A 20,178-nucleotide genomic window follows, 5' to 3' on the forward strand; every position below is an offset into this window, starting at 1 on the left:
GGCGCCAGAACGAATAACAACCGGGCAGCGCGCCGGGTTTCCCTGCCAGGCTCATTGTGACTCGACGCAGCGTATGAGCAGGGCCTCGATGACCATCTGCGGATTCAATGGGTGCTCCTGGCGGCCCTGGGCCACCTGGACTTCATCCAGGTAGGTCAGTACCCCGGTCCGGCTCCAACCGCTCGCCAGTGGCCCAATGGTCTGCGCGACCTCTGCCCGGGTCGCCCGGGGCCCGGCAGCCTGCAGCCGCGCCAACTCAGACAGCAGCGTGGCCAGCAGGTCGAGAAACACCGGTACTCCGGCGTCTACCCAGTCCTTTGCGACCCCCACCGGATCCTTGCGGGCAGCGCGCAGTGCGGCCAGGTCTTCGGCCAGCGCCTCCAGCCGCCCGACCAGCCCGGCACGATCCCAAGCCAGCGCCCGGAACGGGGCACCACCGGTCAGGGCCAAAGCCTTTGGAGAAATCCGCTCGCCCTGCCCTTCGAACCAGGAGCGCGCCACGTCCGCGGGCGGTATCGGTACTTCCAGCCTGCGGCAGCGACTGCGGATCGTGGCCGACAGCCGGGCGGGCCGCGAACTGACGAGTAGCAGCAGGGCGCCCTCGGGCGGCTCCTCCAGGGTCTTGAGGAGGCTGTTGGCGGCACTGACGTTCATGGCATCCGCCGGGTCGATCAACGCGATTCGCCAGCTGCCGAATCGGCTACTCAGGTTCAGTGCCTGACTGATACCACGGACCGCATCAACCGTGATTACGGTCCGTTGATCCTCGGGCGCCAAGTGCGTGAAGTCAGGGTGCAAACCCTGGCCCAGCGCGCGACAGGGCTCGCAATGCCCGCAAGGTGTGCCATTGGTACCCGGCGCCCCGCACATCAGGGCTTGCACCAGGTGGCCGGCCAGCAGCGATTTCCCGGTCCCAGCCGGCCCGGCCAGCAGCAGGGCATGGGGCAGGCGCCCGGTCCGGGCCTGGTCAACGAGGTCATCCAGCTTTGGTTGCAGCCACTCAGGTACCGCACCCTGCGGCGGGCGCCAGGCTGGATGCTCTGCCGTCCCCTGTTCCTTTTTGCGCGCCATCAGGATGCCCCCTCGTCGGGCAACCACGGGGTGATGGCGTGTGAAAGGGTGGCCTCCAGGGCCTCCAGGACGGACTCCAGGGGCTGCCCCGCATCCACCCGGCGGATGCGTTCCGGGTGCTGCGCCGCCAGCGTGGCGTAGCCCTGGTGAACACGGTCGAAAAAGCCTTGGCGCTCCTGCTCAAAGCGGTCCGGCGCCTCACCACGGCCCGCGGCCCTCGCCAGTCCGGTCGCCACGGGGACATCCAGCCACAGGGTCAGATCGGGTCGCAGATCACCCTGAGTCCATTGCTCCAATGTTTCGATTCGCGCCGCGCCCAACTGCCGGCCCCAGCCCTGATAGGCATAACTGGCGTCAGTGAATCGGTCGCAGACCACCCAACGACCTCGGTCCAGTGCCGGGCGGATGACCCGGGCCAGGTGCTCAGCCCTGGCCGCGAACATCAGCAGCGCCTCCGTGGCCGGTGCCATGGGCTCGTCCGATTGGCCAAGAAGCAGTGCACGAATCTGCTCCCCAAGCGCGGTTCCGCCGGGCTCGCGCGTCATCAACGGATCAACGCCGCGACGGCGCAGGGTATCCCGTACGCATTCAAGCGCGGTGCTTTTCCCGGCGCCCTCCAGGCCCTCCAATGTGATCAGTCGCCCCCGGCTCACTCCTCCTCCCCCAGAATGTAACGACGCACGGCGCGGTTATGTTCGGCAAGCGTCCGCGAGAACTGGTGGCTGCCGTCACCGCGGGAGACAAAATAGAGGTAATCATGGTCCGCCGGGTTGACTGCCGCACGGATTGAAGCGGTCCCGGGCATGGCAATCGGGGTCGGCGTCAGGCCGTGCCGGGTATAGGTGTTGTAGGGCGTGTCACGCCGCAGATCCGCGGTGCGGATGCGGCCATCGTATGCGTCCCCCATACCGTAGATCACGGTGGGATCGGTCTGGAGGCGCATGCCCTTCTCCAGGCGTCGGGTGAATACCCCGGCAACCTTGGCGCGCTCATCGTCCCGACCGGTCTCCCGCTCGATAATGGAGGCCAGTATCAGCGCCTCGTAAGGGTCGGACAGCGGAAGGTTATCGGCCCGGTTGGCCCACTCCTGCTCAAGGCGCTGTTCCATGCGCCCCATTGCGCGGGACAGCAGATCGCGGTCCGATGTACCTCGGGGGAAGGTATAGGTACTGGGGTAGAACCAGCCTTCCGGGTGCCGTTCCGGTGCGCCCAGTTCTGCCATGACCTGCTCATCGCTGAGGTCTGTCAGGGTCTGCTCAAGTACCGGGTGGGCGGCGATGACCTGGCGAATCTGCTGGAAGGTCAGCCCCTCCACCAGAGTAATGCGGTGCTGGATAACCTCTCCGCGAGTAAAGCGGTCCAGGGCATCGAGTACGGTCATCTCCGGCTCAAGGGCATATTCACCGGCACGCACCCGGCCGTCCGCACCCGTGAACCGGGCGTAGACCCGTAGTGCAAATTCATCGTCAAACGCGGAGTGGCGCTCCAGCAGGCTGACAACTTGGCGGAAGGAGGCCCCGGAGGGAATCTCGATAGTTGTCCCGGGCTCTTCCACCAGACCGGGAGCATTCAACCGCTCCCATGCCTGCCATGCCGCCCCGGCCGCTGCCAGCGCAGCCAGCATGGTGACCGATAACGCCAGGATTGTCAGACGCTTCCAGCTCATTTTTCACCCTGCGCGGGACCTGGGACGACGCCTTGGCGCCGGAGCGCCGACTGCAGGCGCCGGGTAACCGGCCCTGGTGCTGTCCACGTCGTGCGATCGGATAACGCCCGTACCGGCCAGATCCCTGCCAGGCTGTTGCTCATGAAGACCTCGTCCACCGTGCGTAGTACGGGGAGGCTCAGCGCACGCACCTCGGCCGGCACACCCAATTTATCTGCCAACTGCATGATATTACGCCGCATTACACCGGCGACGCCACACCGGTCCAGAGGCGGGGTAATCAGCCGTCCATGGACGACGGCAAACAGGTTGCTGGATACGCCTTCCACCGGACCGCCCGAGGGGTCTCGGACCAGGCCCTCGGCCCACTGCGGGTCGTCCCACTCCGCGCGGGCAAGTACCTGCTCAAGACGGTTCAAGTGCTTGAGCCCGGCCAGTTGCGGCTGCTCCGCTAGCCGTGTCTGGCAGAGGAACAGCGCAACGCCCTCCTCCCAACGGCTTGCAGGCCATTGCGGCCAGGCCGACAAGGCCAATATACGCGTGGGGGTGGTGTTGCCGGGAGGAGCGTAACCGCGGCCGCCGGTGCCCCGGGTGTAAGTGAGCTTCAAGACACCACTGCTGCCGTCTAGTTCTTGGCACAGGCGTGTGCTCTCTTCCCATAGCAGGCCGGTGTCGGGGGGAGGCAAGCGCAACCGCCGACAACCTTCCAGCAGGCGCTCGATATGCCAGTCCCAGAGTTGTGGCCGGCCGCCCACCACGGCGATGGTTTCGAAAAGCCCATCACCGTAGGCCAGGCCGCGGTCACCGCAACTGATCCTGTCGGCCGGCTTACCGTTGATCCAGGTGGCGATCATTTCGCGCCGGCCCGGGTATTCGTCGGGTCATACCCGCCGGAAGACCAGGCTGCCGTTGGTGCCCCCGAAGCCGAAGGAGTTCGAGAGCACGACGTCCATATCCATTGCCCGCGCCTCGTTGGGCACAAAGTCGAGCTGGCAGTCCGGATCGGGCTCATCGTAGTTGATGGTGGGCGGTGCGACTCGGTCACGTATTGCCAGCAGCGAGAACACGGCCTCGGCGCCGCCGGCAGCTCCCAGTAAGTGCCCGGTCATCGACTTGGTGGAACTCATGGCGAGTTTGTCGGCGTGCGCACCAAAGGCTTTTTGGACGGCCTCCACCTCAATCCGGTCTCCGGCGGGCGTGGAGGTGCCGTGGGCGTTGATGTAGTCCACCTGGTCGGGGTCGATTCGGGCGTCCTGCAGCGCGTGCGCCATGCACCGGCGCGCCCCGTCGCCCCCCTCGGCCGGCAGGGTGATGTGGTAGGCGTCACCGCTCATACCGAACCCGGCCAGTTCACCGTAGATGGTCGCTCCACGACGCTTCGCGGATTCCATCTCTTCCAGCATGACAATGCCGGCACCTTCACCGAGCACAAACCCGTCGCGCCCCTTCTCAAAAGGGCGACTGGCCTGACTCGGGTCATCATTGCGGCTGGAGAGCGCGCGCGCTGCCGCAAAGCCTGCCAGGCCCAGCGGCGAGATGGGCATCTCCGAGCCTCCGGCCAGCATCGCGTCCACATCCCCGTAGGCGATGGCCCGCGCGGCCTGGCCGATATTGTGCGTACCCGCGGCACAGGCCGTTACGGTGGCCAGGTTCGGCCCCTGCAGCCCGTAGCGGATGGATAGGTGGCCCGAGGCCATATTGATGATGCTACTGGGCACGAAGAACGGCGAGATCCTTCGCGGGCCACTCTTGCTGAGCACCGCCATGTTGGCCTCGATGCCGCTGATGCCCCCGATGCCGGAACCGATGGAGACGCCGATCCGTGCCGCGTTCGCTTCGGTGACCTCGAGCCCTGCATCCTCCATGGCCTGGACCCCGGCCGCGATAGCGTAATGGATGAACGGATCCATTTTCCGGGCTTCCTTCGGCGTCAGATATTGACTGACGTCGAAATCCTGAAGCATGGCGGCGAATTGAACCGAGAATTCACTGGCATCGAAGCGGTCAATGCTTCGGGCCGCCGGCTTTCCGGCAATGATATTCTGCCAGGCCTGCTCCGCGGTATTGCCCTGCGGGCAGACCAGGCCCAACCCGGTAACTACTACGCGACGTTTGGACACAGTTGCACCCCTCAAGCCAATCAGCCGTTCCCAATGCACGGGGCCAGGGGGACGCCAGAAAAAATCAGGGCCGGCGCATGGCCGGCCCTGAGGCGCCGATTACGACTGAAGCCAGCCTGGGTTCGAGTCAGGAACCCAGGTGCTTGTTGATGTAATCAATTGCCTGCTGAACGGTGGTGATCTTCTCGGCTTCTTCATCCGGAATCTCACACTCGAACTCTTCTTCGAGGGCCATCACCAGCTCAACAGTGTCCAGCGAGTCAGCGCCAAGATCGTCAACAAAGGAGGCCTCACCGCTCACCTCTTCCTCTTTGACCCCAAGCTGCTCGACGACGATTTTCTTAACGCGTTCTTCGATGCTGCTCATTTTGATGCGTCCTCCGAAAGGGTTTCCTGGCGCAGTCGCTAGGCTGCGGGCCGGTATTGTATGTGAACTCCACCAGCGGTGCCACCAGCCGCGACCACGCGCACGCTAACACAAACTAGAGTGAATCGTTAGCCCATGTACATGCCACCATTGACATGCAAAGTGCTACCGGTGATATAACCGGCCGCCGGTGAGGCCAGATAGCCCACGGTGGCGGCAATGTCCTCGGGCTGCCCCAGGCGCTCCAGGGCGATCTGGCCGACGAGGGCCTCACGCTGCGCCTCGGGCATGTCCCGGGTCATGTCGGTTTCGATGAAGCCGGGTGCCACGGTGTTGACCGTGATCCCACGACTGCCCAGTTCACGGGCCAGGGAGCGCGTCAGCCCCTCCAGGCCCGCCTTGGCGGCACAGTAGTTGGCCTGGCCGGCGTTACCCGCCGAGGCGACCACTGAGCCGATGTTGATAATCCGCCCCTTGCGGGCCTTCATCATCCCGCGCATGCAGGCCTTCACCATCCGGAAAGCGGAGCTGAGGTTGGTGTCCAGAATGCTACCCCAGTCCTCCTCTTTCATGCGCATCATGAGGTTGTCCCGGGTGATGCCGGCGTTGTTGACCAGCACCGTCGGCGCGCCGAAATCAGCGGCGACGGCCTTGACCAGCTCGTTGACCTGGTCCGGATCGGTGACATCCAGCACCCGGCCCCCGCCCTGGATGCCCTGTTCTTCCAGGGTGTCGCTGATCGCCTGCGCGCCCTTTTCGGACGTCGCGGTACCGATAACGGTAGCGCCCATGGCGCCCAGTTGCAGCGCGATGGCCCGGCCGATCCCTCGGCTCGCGCCAGTGACCAGGGCGACTTCGCCTTGCAGCGCCTGATTACTGAACATGTCTGAAGTGCTCCTTGTTGTTTATTGATTTTCCGCGGCTTTTTGCAGGCTCTTGGTGTCCGCAAGGGCGACGATGGGCAGTCGGCGCTGAATGCGCCGGTTGAGGCCGGCCAACACCTTGCCGGGGCCGCACTCAACCATCTGCTCAACGCCTCGGTCCACCATGGATTGTATGGTCTCTACCCAGCGTATCGGGCTGTAAAGTTGGGCGACGAGCCTTTGCCGGATCTGTTCGGGGTCATCGGTGCTTTGTACGTCAACGTTGTGCAGCACAGGGATCGCCGGAGCATCGAGCGTAATGTCCTTTAGCACGTCGGCCAGGCGTTCGGCCGCCGGTGCCATCAGCGCGCAGTGGGACGGGACACTGACCGGCAAGGGCATTACTTTTTTCGCACCGGCCGCTTTGCACGCTTCCATGGCCCTGTCGACGGCGGCACGGGCGCCGGCGATCACCACCTGGCCGGGGGCATTGAAGTTGACCGCGGCCACCACGTCACCCTCGCTGGCGCTCTCGCAGGCATCCACCACCGCTTGATCGTCCAGGCCGAGGACGGCCGCCATGGCACCCTCCCCTGCCGGTACCGCCTCTTGCATGAAACGGCCCCGCTGCGCTACCAGTTTGACGGCATCGGCGAATCCCATCGCACCGGCGCAGACCAGGGCCGTGTATTCGCCCAGGCTGTGCCCGGCCATGATCGCCGGCCGTGCGCCCCCCGCCTCATTCCAGGCGCGCCACGTCGCCACGCCAGCGGCGAGCATGGCCGGTTGGGTGTGGTCAGTTTGGTTCAAGGTCTCTTCGGGGCCATCACAGACAAGGCCCCAGAGGTCGGTGCCTAGGGCGTCACCGGCCTCTTTGAAGGTTTCCTCGATGATCGGGGTGTGGGCGGCCAGGTCGTCCATCATGCCGACGGACTGGGACCCCTGCCCCGGGAAGATAAACGCCAGGTTGGCCTTGTTATTGCTCATAAGTCGCTTTCGTTCTGAAGATTTACTTGGCGTCCAGCATCGGCAGAGGGCGCATCCCCTGCCGTGCCGCGATCAGTAACGAATCAGGGCGGAGCCCCAGGTAAAACCGCCACCGAAGGCTTCCAGGAGCAGCAGTTCGCCCGGTTTAATCCGACCGTCCCGGATGGCGGTATCCAGCGCCATGGGGATGGAGGCCGCCGAGGTGTTGCCCTGCTTGTCGACCGTGACAACCACGCGCTCCATGGGCATTTCCAACTTGCGCGCAGTGGCCTGGATGATCCGGATGTTGGCCTGGTGCGGAACCAGCCAGTCAATATCGCTTTTTTTCAACCCATTAGCGGCGAGGCTCTCATCGACGATGCGACTGAGGGTGCGGACGGCGACCTTGAATACCTCGTTCCCCTGCATGGTGATGTAGGGGCCCACCTGCTCCCGCTTCTCGTAACCCTGCCCTGGTCCCCAGGGCACGCCCAACAAGTCAGAATACTGTCCGTCCGAGTGCAGGTGCGCCGAGAGGATGCCGGGCTCGTCGCTCGCTTCCAGTACAGTGGCACCCGCGCCGTCCCCGAACAGAACGCATGTTGAGCGGTCTGTCCAGTCAAGGATGCGGGTCATGGTCTCCGCGCCGATAACGAGCGCCCGCTTTACGCTACCGGTGCGGAAAAATTGGTTCGCTACCCCGAGACCATAGACGAAGCCGGAGCAGGCCGCAGAGAGGTCGAACGCCAGCGAGCCGTGCCGCATGCCCAGGCGTTGCTGCAGCAGGCAGGCCGTGCTTGGGAACACCCGGTCGGGCGTACAGGTACCGACGATGATCAGGTCGATGCTGCTGGCAGGCACCCCGGCGGCTTCCAATGCGCGCAACGCGGCCTGTTCGGCCAGATCTCCGCAGGTCTGGTCGGGGGCCACGCGCCGGCGCTCAGCGATACCCGTGCGTTCGCGGATCCACGCATCCGAGGTGTCGATGATCCGCTCGAGATCGTGATTGGTAATCACTTCGTCCGGCATATAGCTGCCGGTACCGATGATGCGCGCGTAGCTCACTGGGTCTCCTTCGCGGCCAACAGGCTCTCGAGGCGCTGATCAATCATGCTGGGCACGCCCTTGCGTACCTCAAGCACTGCCGTTTCGATGGCACGACCGAACGCGAAGGCATCGGCACCACCGTGGCTTTTCAGCACAATACCACGCAATCCGAGCAAACTGGCGCCGTTGTACTGGCGCGGATCAATACGGCGGCGCAATGACCTGAGCACTGGTAAGGCCACCAGCCCGGCCAGGCGGGTGAACCAGTTGCGCTGGAACTCGGCGCGCATGTAATGCGAGATCAGCCCGGCGACGCCCTCGCTGCTCTTCAAGGCCACGTTACCCACGAAGCCATCGCAGACCACGACGTCTGCCATGCCCTTGAAAACCCCATCTCCTTCCACGTAACCCACGTAGTTGAGTGGCGAGTCGGTGAGCATCTGGCAAGCGCGCTTCACCTGGTCATTGCCCTTGATCTCTTCCTCGCCGACGTTGAGCAGGCCGACGCGGGGATGGCTGACGCCATCAATGGCCTCGGCACAGACCGAACCCATGACAGCGAATTGGAAGAGATGCTCGGCGGTACAGTCCACGTTGGCGCCCAGGTCGAGCATGTGGACGTACCCACCCAGTGTGGGGATGGTGCTCATGATAGCCGGGCGGTCGATCCCCGGGAGGGTCTTTAGCACGTAGCGGGCCGTGGCCATAAGTGCACCGGTATTGCCGGCACTGATGCTCGCGTCCGCCTCCCCCTCTTTGACCAGCTGGATGCTGCTCCGCATCGAGGAGTCCTTTTTGGTGCGTAACGCGTGCGACGGCGCCTCATCCATGCCCACAACCTGAGTGGCGGGATGGACCCGGAGCCGCTCCTGCTGCTGGGCACCGTGACGGGCAAGCGCCTCCCGCAGAGGCTCTTCCTGGCCGACCAGAATCAGCCTGAGGTCCGGGTTGCGCTTGAGTGCGCCTAGCGCGGCGGGCACAACCACGTCGGGGCCATGATCGCCACCCATCGCATCCAGGCTGATGGTTACCGTCTCTGTCATTGGGCTGTCGTGTGCACCAAAAAGAAACCGCCCGCCGTGCCGGGGCGGCACGGCGGGCGGGTTTCCCCTGTCGAGGTGATCAGTCCTCGCGACCCTGCATGACCTTGCGACCGCGGTAGTAGCCGTCCGCGCTCACGTGGTGGCGACGGTGGGTCTCACCGGTCTGCTGCTCGACCGACAGGGTCGGGCCAGACAGGCTGTCGTGGGAGCGACGCATGCCGCGCTTGGAGGGGGTCTTCCGGTTCTGCTGAACTGCCATGGTGCAGTCTCCTTAAAAGCAAGTGGGTCTGGGTTCGGAACCTGCTCGCTGCTGACACCTCAGGATTTCTTCAGGCGTTCAAGAACAGCAAACGGGTTCTGGTTGTCCTGTGTTGTCTCCAACAACGGTTCTGCCGGGTGGCCCGGGGGCGTGCATTCGCCGTCCGCGTGCCGCGCGATGACCGGCATGGCCAGCAGCAGCTCATCCTCAACCACCGAGGCGAGCATCAATTTGCCGGTTTCCATGACCAAAGGGTCAAACTCCACCGGCAGCGCTTCTGCCTCTTTCTCGCTGGCCACCAAGGCAAGCTCAACATCCGCCTCCAGACGCTGTTCGTAATGCTGGAGGCAGCGCTGGCAGAGCAGTGTGACATGGCCTTGCACCGAGCCCGACAGTCGCTTTCGGCCTTGGTCATCACGCCAGGCGCGAAGCGCAATCGAGACGGTGCTGCCCGCATCCTCGGTCATCGAGGCCTTGCTCAGGCGCGCAAGCAACGCCCTGGGCAGGCGACCTTCCAGTGGCGTGCCAGCCTCGGTGAACATATCGTGCACCAGGTGCTCGGGCAATCGGCTGTTGGACATAAGCCCGCAATCATAATTGGGGCCCCCGGTGGTGTCAAAGCGCTTGCCAGCCAGAGGCACTCTGCCTAGCCTTTGCGCCTTCACCCGTTCTGCTACCCCGATACGCAGGAGATGCCCCGTGGCCGCATTGCCCCCCCTAATCCTCGCTTCCCGCTCCCCCTACCGGCAGCAGCTGCTCCGGCAGGTCGGACTCCCCCACCAGGCGGTTCCCGCTGATGTTGATGAGCGCCGGCACCCTGATGAGGCACCTCATGATTACGTGATCCGGCTGGCCAAGGCCAAGGCGGAACGCGTGGCGGCGGACCACCCGGACGCGTTGGTGATTGGCTCCGACCAGGCGGCCGTACTCGGGGACAGGGTGCTGGGCAAGCCGGGCACCGAGGCCGTCGCGCAGGAGCAGCTGGCGGCCGCGTCGGGGCGCTGTGTCACATTCCTCACCGGCTTGGCCGTGGTGCACGGGGCCACAGACCGGCGTGAGGCGGATGTCGTCCCCTATCGCGTTCACTTCCGCAACCTGGACGAGGAGACGATCCGTCGCTACGTGGCCCGGGAAAAGCCGTTGGACTGCGCGGGAAGCTTCAAGTCCGAAGGGCTGGGGATCGTCCTCTTCCAGCGGATGGAGGGTGGCGATCCCAATGCCCTGATCGGCCTGCCGCTGATCCGCCTGTTCGATTTCCTGCTGTCTTTTGGCTATCCGCTGGTCAGCGACCCGGGCAGCGCTTAGCGCAGCTCCCGGTCGCCCCCCAGCACCTCCGCCATGGCCTGGCCTATACGTGTCCCCAGTCGATCGGCCAGCGCCCGGAGAAGGTCCGGCTGGCGCGTGTAATCCCGCACGTCGTCCACGCCGACCACCTCGCGGGCTACATAGGCGACGTCCCCGAACCCGTCTGCCAGGCCGAGCTCAACACTGCGTTCGCCGCTCCAGATCAGGCCGCTGAAGAGCTCTTCCTCCTCGACCAAGCGGTCGCCCCGTCCCGAGCGCACCGCCTCGATGAACTGCTGGTGCACCTCTTCGAGCATCTCGTCCAGGTGGGCGATGTGAGTCTCATCCTCGGGCGAAAATGGGTCGAGGAAGGCCTTGTTATCACCGGCGGCGTAAACTCGCCGCTCAATGCCCAATTTATCGATGGCCTCGGTAAAGCCAAACCCGCCGGCGATGACGCCGATGGAACCCACCTGGCTGGAGGGGTTCACGAAGATCTCATCGGCCGCCGCCGCGATGTAATAAGCGCCAGAGGCACCCAGGTCATCGATGACCGCGTAGACCGGGGTGTCCGGGTGTTTCTCCCGCAGGCGTTCGATCTCGACAAAGATCCGGTTGGCCTGGACCGGGCTGCCCCCGGGGCTATTGATGTAGAGCACGACCCCTTGGGCGCCGGGGGCTTCGAAGGCGGCGCGCAGGCCCTCGCTGACCGTGTCCGCACTGGCCCGGTCGTTGGCACTGATCATTCCGGTTACGTCCACCCGTGCCAGGTGATCGCTTACCGGCCGGTCCCGGGAGAAGTCAAAGCCGCCCGTGGAGATGCCCAGCAGGGCGACGAGGTAGAGCAGGAATGCCAGCTTGAAGAAGATCCCCCAGCGGCGGGTGCGACGTCGCTCCTTGATACCCTCCAGCGCGATCTCCCGCAGCGCATCCCGTTCCCAGCGGTCATGTTCGCTCATTTTCCAGTATTACCCCTTGCGCTTTATTAACTTGGGCTGGTCCGCCAGTTGTTCCAGCACCGCCTGCAAATCGGGCGGCAGCGGTGAATCCATCGTCAACGGTTGACCTGACCAGGGCAGCGTCAGTTCCAGGCGGCTGGCATGGAGGAAAAGCCGCTTCAGCCCGTGGCGCTTCAGGTCGCGATTGATCGCCCGGTCGCCATACCGGTCATCACCGGCAACCGGCAGGCCCAGATGCGCCGCATGCACGCGAATCTGGTGGGTGCGCCCGGTGGCGATATCCGCCTCAGCCAGCGTGAGCCCAGCGGGGCGTTCGACCGCCCGGAAGACCGTTCTTGCCGCCTTGCCCACGCTGGACACGTGCACCCCGCCTGCCGGGCCGCTCCGCCGCTCCAGCGGCACCTCGACGGGCACGGGGCCCCGGCCCAGCGCGCCACTGAGCAGGGCGAGATAGCGTTTGCGCACGTCGCCCTCCCGCAGTTGCTGGTGGAGATCACGGAGCGCGCTGCGGCGTTTGGCCAGCATTAAGCAGCCGCTGGTGGCCCGGTCGAGCCGGTGGACAAGCTCAAGGAACTGCGCGTCCGGGCGGGCCTGGCGCAATGCCTCTATCAGCCCCCAGGGCAAGCCGCTGCCCCCGTGAACCGCCAGTCCCGACGGCTTGTCAACGACCAGTAAGCGCTCGTCCTCGTAGAGGATGCGCTGCCCGAGCTCGCGCTGGACCGCCTCCGGTGGCTGGCTGTCCCGCGCCGCGCGGGTCTGAACCGGTGGGATCCGCACGGTCTCGCCCTCATTGAGCTTCCGCGGGGGCTTGACGCGCCGGCCATCCACCCGCACCTGTCCGCTGCGCAACAGGCGATAGACCAGCGAGCGGGGCACGCCCTTCAGCTGCCGCATGAGGAAGTTGTCCACCCGCTGGCCGGCCTGCTCTGGGCCGATACGGACCTGCTTTACACCGCTCATCGTTCCTCGGGACCTTCAGACATGGCCCGGCATGATACCAGAGCGGGCCGCGCCGGTTTGCCGCTAATTGGGGACACTGTTATAGTGCCGAGACGCTGTGTTGGGCCCCTGTCGGCCCTGGCTATGCCATCGCAGCGCCTAGAGATTCCTGCTTCTCCTGCCCGTGACATAAGAGGCGGGGGAACGGACGAATGAGAACAGCGGCGGCCGAACACTGCCGCACTGTTCAGCCAAGCCAAATGACACTACCCCGCATCGCTACCCGAATGAACGCGACGAACCTGCTGGTGACGCACTACCTGGCACTGATCCTGGCCCCCATGGCCCAGGCCTGCCATCCGGTACGTACCCCGGTATATACCGAGCTGCGCCCGTCCCGGTTCGAGCGCGAGCGGCCCTTTGTGGCACTGCGGGGATGCCGGAGACATCAAACCTATGAAAAGAATGCTGATCAACGCAACTCAGCCGGAAGAGTTGCGCGTTGCCCTGGTAGATGGGCAACAGCTCTACGACCTAGATATCGAAACCCCCTCCCGGGAACAGAAAAAGGCCAACATCTACAAGGGCACGATCACCCGCGTAGAACCTAGCCTGGAGGCGGCGTTCGTCCAGTACGGGGCGGAGCGCCACGGGTTCCTGCCCTTCAAGGAGATCGCCCCGGGGTATTACCGGGAGGGCGTTCAGGCCAACGGCGGCCGCCCCAGCATCCGTGACGCGGTGCGCGAGGGGCAGGAGGTCGTCGTTCAGGTCGATAAAGAAGAGCGCGGTAACAAGGGCGCGGCGCTGACCACTTACATCAGCCTCGCCGGCCGTTACCTGGTGCTCATGCCCAATAACCCCCGCGCCGGGGGTGTATCCCGCCGCATCGAAGGTTCTGACCGCGCGGAGATCCGCGAAGCCTTGCGCCAGCTCGAGGTGCCCGAGGGCATGGGGCTGATCGTGCGCACCGCCGGCGTGGGCCGCTCGGTCGAGGAGCTCCAGTGGGATCTGGACTACCTGATCAAGCTGTGGGATGCCATTCAGAAGGCCGCCGGGAGCCACCCCGCCCCGTTCCTGATCTACCAGGAAAGCGATGTCATCATCCGCGCCCTGCGCGACTACCTGCGCTCCGACATCGGGGAGATTCTCATTGATGATCCCCAGGTCTTTGAAAAGGCTGTTGAGTTCATTGAGCAGGTGATGCCGTATAACCGGCAGAAGCTGAAATACTACGACGACCGGGTGCCCCTGTTCACCCGCTACCAGATCGAGAGCCAGATCGAGTCGGCGTTCCAACGCGACGTGCGGCTGCCCTCCGGTGGCGCCATCGTCATTGATCATACCGAGGCGCTGATCTCGATCGATATCAACTCGGCGCGGGCCACGAAGGGCTCGGACATCGAGGAGACCGCCCTCAACACCAACCTCGAGGCGGCTGACGAGATCGCCCGGCAACTCCGGCTGCGCGACCTCGGCGGCCTGATCGTCATCGACTTCATCGACATGGGCCCCAACCGCAACCAGCGCGAGGTGGAAAACCGCCTGCGCGACGCGGTGAAAGCGGATCGCGCCCGGGTGCAGATCGGGCGTATCTCCCGGTTCGGTCTGCTCGAGATGTCGCGGCAGCGGTTGCGCTCCTCTCTGGGGGAGTCCCACCAGGAGGTCTGCTCCCGCTGTGGTGGCCAGGGCACGGTCCGCAGCGTGGAATCGCTGGCGCTGTCCATTCTCCGCATCATCGAGGAAGAGGCGATGAAGGAGAAGACGGGTATTGTGACGGCCCAGCTACCCGTGGACGTGGCCACCTTCCTGCTCAACGAGAAGCGGGCGTCCATCGCGGAGATCGAGGAGCGCCACAAGGTGGACGTGGTGCTGATCCCCAACCGCACCATGGAAACCCCGCACTACGACGTGCAGCGGGTGCGGACGGATGACGACGCGGCGGAGGATCCGAGTTACCGGCTGGCGAAGGAAGAGCACCCCGAGCCCTCCCCGACCTGGATGCAGCGCGAGAGCGCGCCGCGTAGCGAGCAGCCGGCAGTGCAGCGGGTGCAACCCCCTGCGGCGCCGCCCCCCGCTGCGGCAGAGCCCCCGGCTAAAACACCATCGGCGGAGACGCCACAGCCTCAGCCCCAGGCCCCGAGTGCCCCCGCTGCCGGCGGTGCGGAGGCCAACTCTGGTTTGACCGGCTTGTTCCAGAAACTGCGCGGGTTCTTTGGCCGCGAGGCGGATAACGACAGCGCCGAGCAGGCCGCCGGTACCGCAAAGCCGACGCAGGATGGGTCGGGCAAAAAGCAGGGCGAGCAGGCACCCCGGGGCCGGGGTGGTCGCAATGGCGCAAAGGGCCGCCAGAACGGCGAAGCCACGGGCCAGGACAAGTCCGCCGAGCAGAAGAAACAAGGCGATGGCGGCAAGCCCGGTGGTGACAGCCAGGAGGCCCAGGAGGCCGGTGAGACCGCGGCCCGCAGCGGGCGGTCCCGCCGGGGCCGCCGGGGTGGCCGCCGGCGCCGCCGCAGCGGTGGGAGCGGCCAGGACGAGTCCGCCGAGGGTCAGGCGTCTCAGCAGCAATCGGCGCCAGAGGCGGCCAAGAATACTCCGGCAAAAGACAGCGCGGCCCAGCACTCCAAGGGCCCCGAGAGCAGAGGAAAGGCCGCTTCCGATGAGCCGGCCCAAGCTGCGACCGATCAGAAGCAGCAGGCCGAAGGCGATGACAAGCGGCAACAGGCCCCTGCCCTGCCCACGGTCCGCGAGGAGGACATCCAGGGGAGTGCGACACCCCAGCTGAAGGACTGGCCGCCGCAGACAAAGAACGCGCCGGACAAGGTCAAGGCCCAGGCCGCTGCGCAAGGTGAAAAGCCGAGTGCGCCCGAGAGTGAGGTGGCCTCCAGTTCCCAGGCAGAGCCGGCAAGCGAAACGCCGGCATCGGCAACCGATGGCCAGCAGCAGACTGCCGAAGCCAAGCCAGCGCAGAAGCGTCGCAAGTCCGCCGGTAGTAAGCCCTCTGGAGCACCGCCGGTCGTGCCGCAGGACATCGGCCCGAACGAGCCCCCGGTCCGTGCCGGTCGGCCGCGGGTGAAACCGACCGAGAGCGAACCTGCTGCTGCGGTGCCCGATGACCAGCAGCCGGCCGCCAGTGCCGCCACCGCAACGCCGGAGCAGCCGCAGGCCGAACAGGCCGTCGCTCCGCAGCCGTCTTCTGCAGAAACCTCATCCGGGCACGCCGAGGTGCCTGCAGCGCAGCAGCCGTCGAATGCTGATGCTGAGCCGGTCGAACCGGCCCTGAGCGAAAAGCCCAGTGATGAGCCCAAGCCAGAGACGGCGGTCCAGCGGAAAGAGCCCGAGCCCACAGAGGGTCAGGCGACCGCCTGGATTGAGCATGAGCCGGAAAGCAGTCGTGAGGCCATCGCGCCCGCCGACGACGGGAACGACAACCAGGGTAGGTCCGGTTCTGCGGCGTCGGAGCCCGCCCAGGCGCCTCAGAGTAAGGACCCTGCGGGTGATAGTGACTCCGCCGCCAAGGGAGGTGGATCGGCGGTGTCGGATGCCCCCGAGCCAGCGTCCACTGAGGAGCCCCAGGAACGGTCTGAAGACAAGAACCAGCCCGGGAAGTCGGATAAACGGGCGGAGGCAACGGAAACCTCCAGGGGTGATACCCCGGAGGACGGACGCTGAGGCGTTTACTAAAGGCGGCGCCGCGCTCCTGAGGAGCGCGGCGCCAGGGCCCGCGGATTGATCTAGGCGCTGCCCTCCTCCATCAGGCCTTTGTGTCAGCGGCCTCGCACGCGGAAAGGGCCTCCAGCAGTCCCTCCGAGGCGTCCTCTACCAGGTTGAGCACGTGCTCGAAGCCCTGCCCCCCGCCGAAGTACGGGTCGGGGACTTCCCGCTCTGGGTGGTTGCGCGCGTAATCCAGGAACATCTTGATCCGCGAGCGGTGCACCTTGGGGCATTCCCGCATGAGGTCCGCGTAGTTGGCGTGGTCCATCGCCAGGATGAAGTCGAAGATCTCGAAGTCCTCAATGCTCACCTGTCGGGCCCGCAGATCCGTAATATCGACCCCTCGCCGTTTGGCGGCATCCACTGCTCGGGGATCCGGTGACTTCCCGGTGTGGTAGTCGTGTGTGCCAGCGGAGTCCAGATAGATAGAGGCATCCAGCCCCTGCTTCCGGATCAGGTTCCGGAACACCCCCTCAGCGGTGGGGGAACGGCAGATATTGCCCATGCAAACGAACAGGACGCGGTGTTTTACGCCGTTACTCATCAGGTTATTTCCCTTACTTCAAGTGTGTGTTGATGCTGCCGCTTGAGTACCGTTTTCGCGGTGCCCGGCTATGCTCACAGAGTGTATCTCACAGAGGAACCACAGTATGACAACGGCACTGGAAACACTGCGCTCCTGGGTGGGCCGCGATGTGCTTTACCAGGGGCGGAGGCTGCGTGTGGTCGAGTTGCTTGAGGATATACCGGACGCCAGACTGGTTCTGGAGGAGTGCGAGTGGATAGGTCGCCAGGTACAAGCGGACCAATTCGGGGAGGCTCACCGGCGTGCGCCTCGCATCTGGACGCTACCGGTGCACGACCGCGATGGGGTCTCCCCCAACCCGCTGCTGGATGAGATCGTCTTGGCGTAACGGCCGTACCTTACCCGTCGGTTAACCAGTTCGCCGCCGGGGCCTCATTCCCGCAGTTTGGCCTCCACTCGGACAATGTCCTCCGGCGTGTCCACGCCGGGTCCGGGGAGTTGCTTGGCCAGCCCTACATGGATTCGCACGCCGTGCCAGAGGGCTCGGAGTTGCTCCAGCGCCTCCAACTCCTCTGGCGGGGCGGGCTCCAAGTCTGGATAGCGCCGGAGGAAGCCCGCCCGGTAGGCGTACAGGCCCAGGTGACGCAGCCACTGGGCCGGCTCATGTACCTGCTCCGGTGACTCCGCAAACCGATCACGATCCCACGGGATCGTCGCCCGGCTGAAGTAGAGCGCATAGCCCTGCCGGTCCCGCACTACTTTAACCGTATGAGGGCTGCGGACCTCGTCGCTACCGTGGCACACCGTGGCCAGGGTGGCGATCCCCGCCTCGGGATGCGCCGCCAGGTCCAGTGCCACCTGTCGGATCAGTGGGCTGGGCATCAACGGCTCATCGCCCTGCAGGTTGACCACGATCTCCTCATCCGCCAGGCGCAGTGTCTGCACTGCCTCCGACAGCCGATCGGTCCCGGTACGGTGGTCGTGACGGGTCATGATGACCTTTTGGCCGTCCTGCTCGCAGGCGTGCGCAATCTCCCGGTTGTCGGTAGCCACATAGATGGCACTTGCCCCGCTCTCCTCCGCCCGCCGGCAGACGTGGTGGATCATCGGGCGCCCCTGGAGACTGGCCAGGGGCTTGCCAGGGAACCGGCTGGATGCGTAACGCGCAGGAATGATTACGGTGAAGGGGGCGTTGTTCATCGGGACCTCCGGGTTATCGGCTCTGGCAGCGGTTGAGTCGCGCCAGACAGGCGTCCAACTGGCTGGCCGTCTGCGCGTCCGGGCGGGCCTCTACGGGGAGATACCAGCTGTTTTCCCCCGCGAACCCGGCGCATTTGACAGCATCTTTTTCAGTCATCACCACGGGCCATTGTCCGGCAAACGCCAGGTCATCGGGGCGGTAGGCGTGGTGATCCGGAAAGCTGTGCCGGATCACCCGGTAGCCCATCGCCTCCAGGGTGGCAAAAAAGCGTTCCGGGTGCCCTATTCCGGCAACCGCATTCACCGTTTCCCCGGGCGCTGGCCGTGGGGCGCCCACTGCCTGAGCGGCGACCGGGCGCATCGCGCCCGGCACCAGGTCAAACCAGTAGGGCGTCAACTCCGGCGCGTACCCATTGCTGAGGACCAGGTCGACGGTGGCCAGCCGGCCGGGCGCCTCACGGAGGGGACCGGCGGGTAGACAAAGGCCATTACCCAATTTCCGGGCCCCGTCGCAGATGACCAGTTCCACCGCCCTTGGCAAGCGGTAGTGTTGTAGGCCGTCATCACTCACGATCACATCGCAGCCGGCCGCCACCACACGCCGTGCGGCCGCCACCCGATCCGGCCCCACGGCTACCGGACAACCGGTTTGCCGGGCCAGCAGCAGGGGTTCGTCACCGACCAGTGCGGGGTCGCTGTCCGGATGGACAGTCTGCGGCCAGGATGTCGCCCGCCCGCCGTAGCCGCGGCTAACGATGCCTGGTTGCCAGCCGCTCGCCTGCAGTCGCCGGACCACCCAGGCCACCATCGGGGTCTTACCAGTGCCGCCGACGAAGATATTGCCCACCACGACCACCGGCACGCGCACATCGCCCCGGCGGAGCCAGCCGGAGTGATAGGCATGCCGGCGAAGCCGCGCGATTAGCCCATAGAGCGCCCCCAGCGGCCACAATACCCGGGCCTGCCAACCGGGCGGGTGACGCAACCAGAACTCGGGTAGCCCGCCCATCAGTAGATCCGTGGACCGGGCGCTTCCGTTGGGGGCCACACGCTAATCACCCTCCCGCATGGTCCCGATGGAAACCCGCTCGATCCCCATCTGGCCGGCCACATCGAGTGCTGTGACGACGGCCTGGTGCGGCGCGTTCGCATCGGCGCGGATCACGAGCGGCCGGTCGCCTTCAGCAATGGCCTCCTCCAGCGCCCGGCGCAGCGTGCCGGCCTGGCGGTTGACCAGGGTACGGCCGTCCACGGCGTACTCGCCATCGGCGTTGACCACCAGGTCCAGGACCTCGGGCTGCTGCTCCGCTGCCTCCGGCGAGGCCTGTGGCAATGTGATCTCGAGACTGCTCTCGCGCATGAAGGTGGTGGTCACCATGAAGAAAATCAGCAAAAGGAAGACCACATCGATCAGTGGCGTGAGATTGATCTCCGGGTCCTCGTTCCGACGGTTGCGCAGGCGCACGTCAACGGCCCTCCCGGCCGTTCTCGGTGGCCGCGTCGCCGACCAGATCATTGGTACGCTGCCCTTGCAGCACCTCGACCAGCTTCAACGCCTCCTGCTCGATCTCGATGACCAGTTCGTCCACTCGACCCCGGAAGTAGCGATAGGCCATCAGCGTGGGAATGGCCACGGAAAGGCCGGCTGCGGTGGTGATCAGGGCCTCGGAGATGCCCCCGGCCATGGCCGGGGTATCACCCAGCCCCTGCAGGCTGATCACGGTGAACACCTTGATCATGCCGATCACGGTGCCAAGCAGCCCCAGTAACGGGGTAATCGCGGCGATGGTGCCCAGGGTGTTCAGAAAGCGTTCGAGCCGGTGGGCTTCGTGCCGCCCGACATCCTCGATGGCCTCGGCCATCACCTCCCGGCTGTGGGCGGCGTTGGCAAGCCCCGCCCCCAGCACACGCCCAAGGGGGGAGTGCTGCCGCAGCTCCCGCAGGCCGTTGTCATCCATCCGGCCGGCCTTGACCCGACGCCAGGTCTCCGGCAGCAGCCCCGGGGGCACCACCCGCGTCTTCCGCAGTGCGATCGCACGCTCGACGATGATGGCCAGCGCCAAGATGGAGCAGAAAACGATCGGAATCATGAGCAGGCCGCCGGCCTGTAGGTGTTCCAGCACGGTGGACAATCTCCTTGTTCCCTGTAGGGGTGGA

At 65.4% G+C, this 20,178-nt stretch carries 22 protein-coding genes; 3 read left to right on the forward strand and 19 right to left on the reverse strand.

All coding sequences use genetic code 11. From position 1 onward, the window contains the following. Positions 1–51 precede the first annotated feature (51 nt). From holB to DFR31_RS01370, 12 genes are all read right to left on the reverse strand, one after another. Complete coding sequence (gene holB, locus DFR31_RS01315; protein ID WP_121440860.1) at positions 52–1,071, reverse strand: DNA polymerase III subunit delta'; 1,020 nt, start codon at positions 1,069–1,071, stop codon at positions 52–54. Further along, entirely contained in the window at positions 1,071–1,724 is a 654-nt protein-coding gene (tmk, locus tag DFR31_RS01320) for a dTMP kinase (protein ID WP_121440861.1), read from the reverse strand. The genes holB and tmk overlap by 1 nt, the downstream gene beginning before the upstream one ends. Beyond that, on the reverse strand, positions 1,721–2,737 hold the full coding sequence (gene mltG, locus DFR31_RS01325) for an endolytic transglycosylase MltG (RefSeq protein ID WP_121440862.1): 1,017 nt from the start codon (positions 2,735–2,737) through the stop codon (positions 1,721–1,723). The genes tmk and mltG overlap by 4 nt, the downstream gene beginning before the upstream one ends. Continuing rightward, a complete protein-coding gene (pabC, locus tag DFR31_RS01330) occupies positions 2,734–3,591 on the reverse strand; it encodes an aminodeoxychorismate lyase (protein ID WP_211328214.1) in 858 nt (285 codons plus the stop codon). Before pabC ends, mltG begins: the two co-directional genes overlap by 4 nt. Before the next feature lie 27 nt (positions 3,592–3,618). Next, a complete protein-coding gene (gene fabF / locus DFR31_RS01335) occupies positions 3,619–4,857 on the reverse strand; it encodes a beta-ketoacyl-ACP synthase II (protein ID WP_121440863.1) in 1,239 nt (412 codons plus the stop codon). 127 nt (positions 4,858–4,984) lie between these two features. After that, positions 4,985–5,224, reverse strand: a complete 240-nt coding sequence (acpP, locus tag DFR31_RS01340) for an acyl carrier protein (RefSeq protein ID WP_121440864.1) — start codon at positions 5,222–5,224, stop codon at positions 4,985–4,987. A gap of 128 nt (positions 5,225–5,352) precedes the next feature. Beyond that, on the reverse strand, positions 5,353–6,108 hold the full coding sequence (gene fabG, locus DFR31_RS01345; protein WP_121440865.1) for a 3-oxoacyl-ACP reductase FabG: 756 nt from the start codon (positions 6,106–6,108) through the stop codon (positions 5,353–5,355). 21 nt (positions 6,109–6,129) lie between these two features. Next, positions 6,130–7,074: an ACP S-malonyltransferase gene (fabD, locus tag DFR31_RS01350; protein WP_121440866.1), complete on the reverse strand. Its 945-nt coding sequence runs from the start codon at positions 7,072–7,074 to the stop codon at positions 6,130–6,132. A gap of 72 nt (positions 7,075–7,146) precedes the next feature. Beyond that, positions 7,147–8,118 (reverse strand): beta-ketoacyl-ACP synthase III, encoded by a 972-nt coding sequence (locus DFR31_RS01355; RefSeq protein ID WP_121440867.1) that lies wholly within the window; start codon positions 8,116–8,118, stop codon positions 7,147–7,149. Then, positions 8,115–9,143: a phosphate acyltransferase PlsX gene (gene plsX, locus DFR31_RS01360; protein ID WP_121440868.1), complete on the reverse strand. Its 1,029-nt coding sequence runs from the start codon at positions 9,141–9,143 to the stop codon at positions 8,115–8,117. Before plsX ends, DFR31_RS01355 begins: the two co-directional genes overlap by 4 nt. Before the next feature lie 79 nt (positions 9,144–9,222). Then, a complete protein-coding gene (rpmF, locus tag DFR31_RS01365; protein ID WP_121440869.1) occupies positions 9,223–9,402 on the reverse strand; it encodes a 50S ribosomal protein L32 in 180 nt (59 codons plus the stop codon). Between the two features lie 59 nt (positions 9,403–9,461). Next, entirely contained in the window at positions 9,462–9,983 is a 522-nt protein-coding gene (locus tag DFR31_RS01370; RefSeq protein ID WP_121440870.1) for a YceD family protein, read from the reverse strand. 118 nt (positions 9,984–10,101) lie between these two features. Between DFR31_RS01370 and DFR31_RS01375 the strand changes: the two genes are divergently transcribed. Beyond that, positions 10,102–10,707, forward strand: coding sequence for a Maf family protein (locus DFR31_RS01375; protein ID WP_121440871.1), 606 nt, complete (start codon positions 10,102–10,104; stop codon positions 10,705–10,707). On the opposite strand, the gene DFR31_RS01380 is transcribed toward DFR31_RS01375, so the two are convergent. Both DFR31_RS01380 and DFR31_RS01385 read right to left on the reverse strand, forming a co-directional pair. Then, positions 10,704–11,645: a S49 family peptidase gene (locus DFR31_RS01380; RefSeq protein ID WP_121440872.1), complete on the reverse strand. Its 942-nt coding sequence runs from the start codon at positions 11,643–11,645 to the stop codon at positions 10,704–10,706. The two genes, DFR31_RS01375 and DFR31_RS01380, sit on opposite strands and share 4 nt — an antisense overlap. A gap of 9 nt (positions 11,646–11,654) precedes the next feature. After that, complete coding sequence (locus tag DFR31_RS01385) at positions 11,655–12,605, reverse strand: RluA family pseudouridine synthase (protein ID WP_121440873.1); 951 nt, start codon at positions 12,603–12,605, stop codon at positions 11,655–11,657. Positions 12,606–13,040: 435 nt separating this feature from the next. Between DFR31_RS01385 and rne the strand changes: the two genes are divergently transcribed. Further along, entirely contained in the window at positions 13,041–16,253 is a 3,213-nt protein-coding gene (gene rne / locus DFR31_RS01390; protein WP_121440874.1) for a ribonuclease E, read from the forward strand. Between the two features lie 82 nt (positions 16,254–16,335). Here rne and DFR31_RS01395 read toward each other — a convergent pair whose 3' ends face one another. Further along, the gene (locus tag DFR31_RS01395) at positions 16,336–16,839 is read right to left on the reverse strand and encodes a low molecular weight protein-tyrosine-phosphatase (protein WP_121440875.1); all 504 of its coding nucleotides are present in this window, start codon (positions 16,837–16,839) and stop codon (positions 16,336–16,338) included. Positions 16,840–16,945: 106 nt separating this feature from the next. On the opposite strand from DFR31_RS01395, the gene DFR31_RS01400 reads away from it, so the two are divergent. Next, a complete protein-coding gene (locus DFR31_RS01400; protein WP_121440876.1) occupies positions 16,946–17,209 on the forward strand; it encodes a hypothetical protein in 264 nt (87 codons plus the stop codon). A 44-nt stretch (positions 17,210–17,253) separates the two neighbouring features. Here the strand turns inward: DFR31_RS01400 and kdsB are convergent, their stop codons facing one another. Genes kdsB through DFR31_RS01420 form a run of 4 tightly spaced genes read right to left on the reverse strand, consistent with a single transcriptional unit; the run spans position 17,254 to position 20,144 of the window. Beyond that, positions 17,254–18,021 carry a 3-deoxy-manno-octulosonate cytidylyltransferase gene (kdsB, locus tag DFR31_RS01405; protein ID WP_121440877.1) on the reverse strand — a complete coding sequence of 256 codons (768 nt, stop codon included), beginning with the start codon at positions 18,019–18,021 and terminating at the stop codon, positions 17,254–17,256. 13 nt (positions 18,022–18,034) lie between these two features. Further along, positions 18,035–19,069 carry a tetraacyldisaccharide 4'-kinase gene (gene lpxK, locus DFR31_RS01410; RefSeq protein ID WP_245971057.1) on the reverse strand — a complete coding sequence of 345 codons (1,035 nt, stop codon included), beginning with the start codon at positions 19,067–19,069 and terminating at the stop codon, positions 18,035–18,037. Positions 19,070–19,072: 3 nt separating this feature from the next. Then, a complete protein-coding gene (locus DFR31_RS01415; RefSeq protein WP_245971058.1) occupies positions 19,073–19,486 on the reverse strand; it encodes an ExbD/TolR family protein in 414 nt (137 codons plus the stop codon). 1 nt (position 19,487) lies between these two features. Next, positions 19,488–20,144 carry a MotA/TolQ/ExbB proton channel family protein gene (locus DFR31_RS01420; RefSeq protein ID WP_211328215.1) on the reverse strand — a complete coding sequence of 219 codons (657 nt, stop codon included), beginning with the start codon at positions 20,142–20,144 and terminating at the stop codon, positions 19,488–19,490. Positions 20,145–20,178 lie beyond the last annotated feature (34 nt).

The sequence above is a fragment of the Alkalispirillum mobile genome, assembly GCF_003664325.1.
GTDB classification, from domain to species: domain Bacteria; phylum Pseudomonadota; class Gammaproteobacteria; order Nitrococcales; family Halorhodospiraceae; genus Alkalilimnicola; species Alkalilimnicola mobilis.

Bases quoted from the DNA above. Each gene is read 5' to 3' on its own strand.
- holB (WP_121440860.1), bottom strand. From the start codon at position 1,071: ATGGCGCGCAAAAAGGAACAGGGGACGGCAGAGCATCCAGCCTGGCGC.
- mltG (WP_121440862.1), bottom strand. From the start codon at position 2,737: ATGAGCTGGAAGCGTCTGACAATCCTGGCGTTATCGGTCACCATGCTG.
- pabC (WP_211328214.1), bottom strand. From the start codon at position 3,591: ATGATCGCCACCTGGATCAACGGTAAGCCGGCCGACAGGATCAGTTGC.
- acpP (WP_121440864.1), bottom strand. From the start codon at position 5,224: ATGAGCAGCATCGAAGAACGCGTTAAGAAAATCGTCGTCGAGCAGCTT.
- fabG (WP_121440865.1), bottom strand. From the start codon at position 6,108: ATGTTCAGTAATCAGGCGCTGCAAGGCGAAGTCGCCCTGGTCACTGGC.
- fabD (WP_121440866.1), bottom strand. From the start codon at position 7,074: ATGAGCAATAACAAGGCCAACCTGGCGTTTATCTTCCCGGGGCAGGGG.
- plsX (WP_121440868.1), bottom strand. From the start codon at position 9,143: ATGACAGAGACGGTAACCATCAGCCTGGATGCGATGGGTGGCGATCAT.
- rpmF (WP_121440869.1), bottom strand. From the start codon at position 9,402: ATGGCAGTTCAGCAGAACCGGAAGACCCCCTCCAAGCGCGGCATGCGT.
- DFR31_RS01370 (WP_121440870.1), bottom strand. From the start codon at position 9,983: ATGTCCAACAGCCGATTGCCCGAGCACCTGGTGCACGATATGTTCACC.
- DFR31_RS01380 (WP_121440872.1), bottom strand. From the start codon at position 11,645: ATGAGCGAACATGACCGCTGGGAACGGGATGCGCTGCGGGAGATCGCG.
- DFR31_RS01385 (WP_121440873.1), bottom strand. From the start codon at position 12,605: ATGAGCGGTGTAAAGCAGGTCCGTATCGGCCCAGAGCAGGCCGGCCAG.
- rne (WP_121440874.1), top strand. From the start codon at position 13,041: ATGAAAAGAATGCTGATCAACGCAACTCAGCCGGAAGAGTTGCGCGTT.
- DFR31_RS01395 (WP_121440875.1), bottom strand. From the start codon at position 16,839: ATGAGTAACGGCGTAAAACACCGCGTCCTGTTCGTTTGCATGGGCAAT.
- DFR31_RS01400 (WP_121440876.1), top strand. From the start codon at position 16,946: ATGACAACGGCACTGGAAACACTGCGCTCCTGGGTGGGCCGCGATGTG.
- kdsB (WP_121440877.1), bottom strand. From the start codon at position 18,021: ATGAACAACGCCCCCTTCACCGTAATCATTCCTGCGCGTTACGCATCC.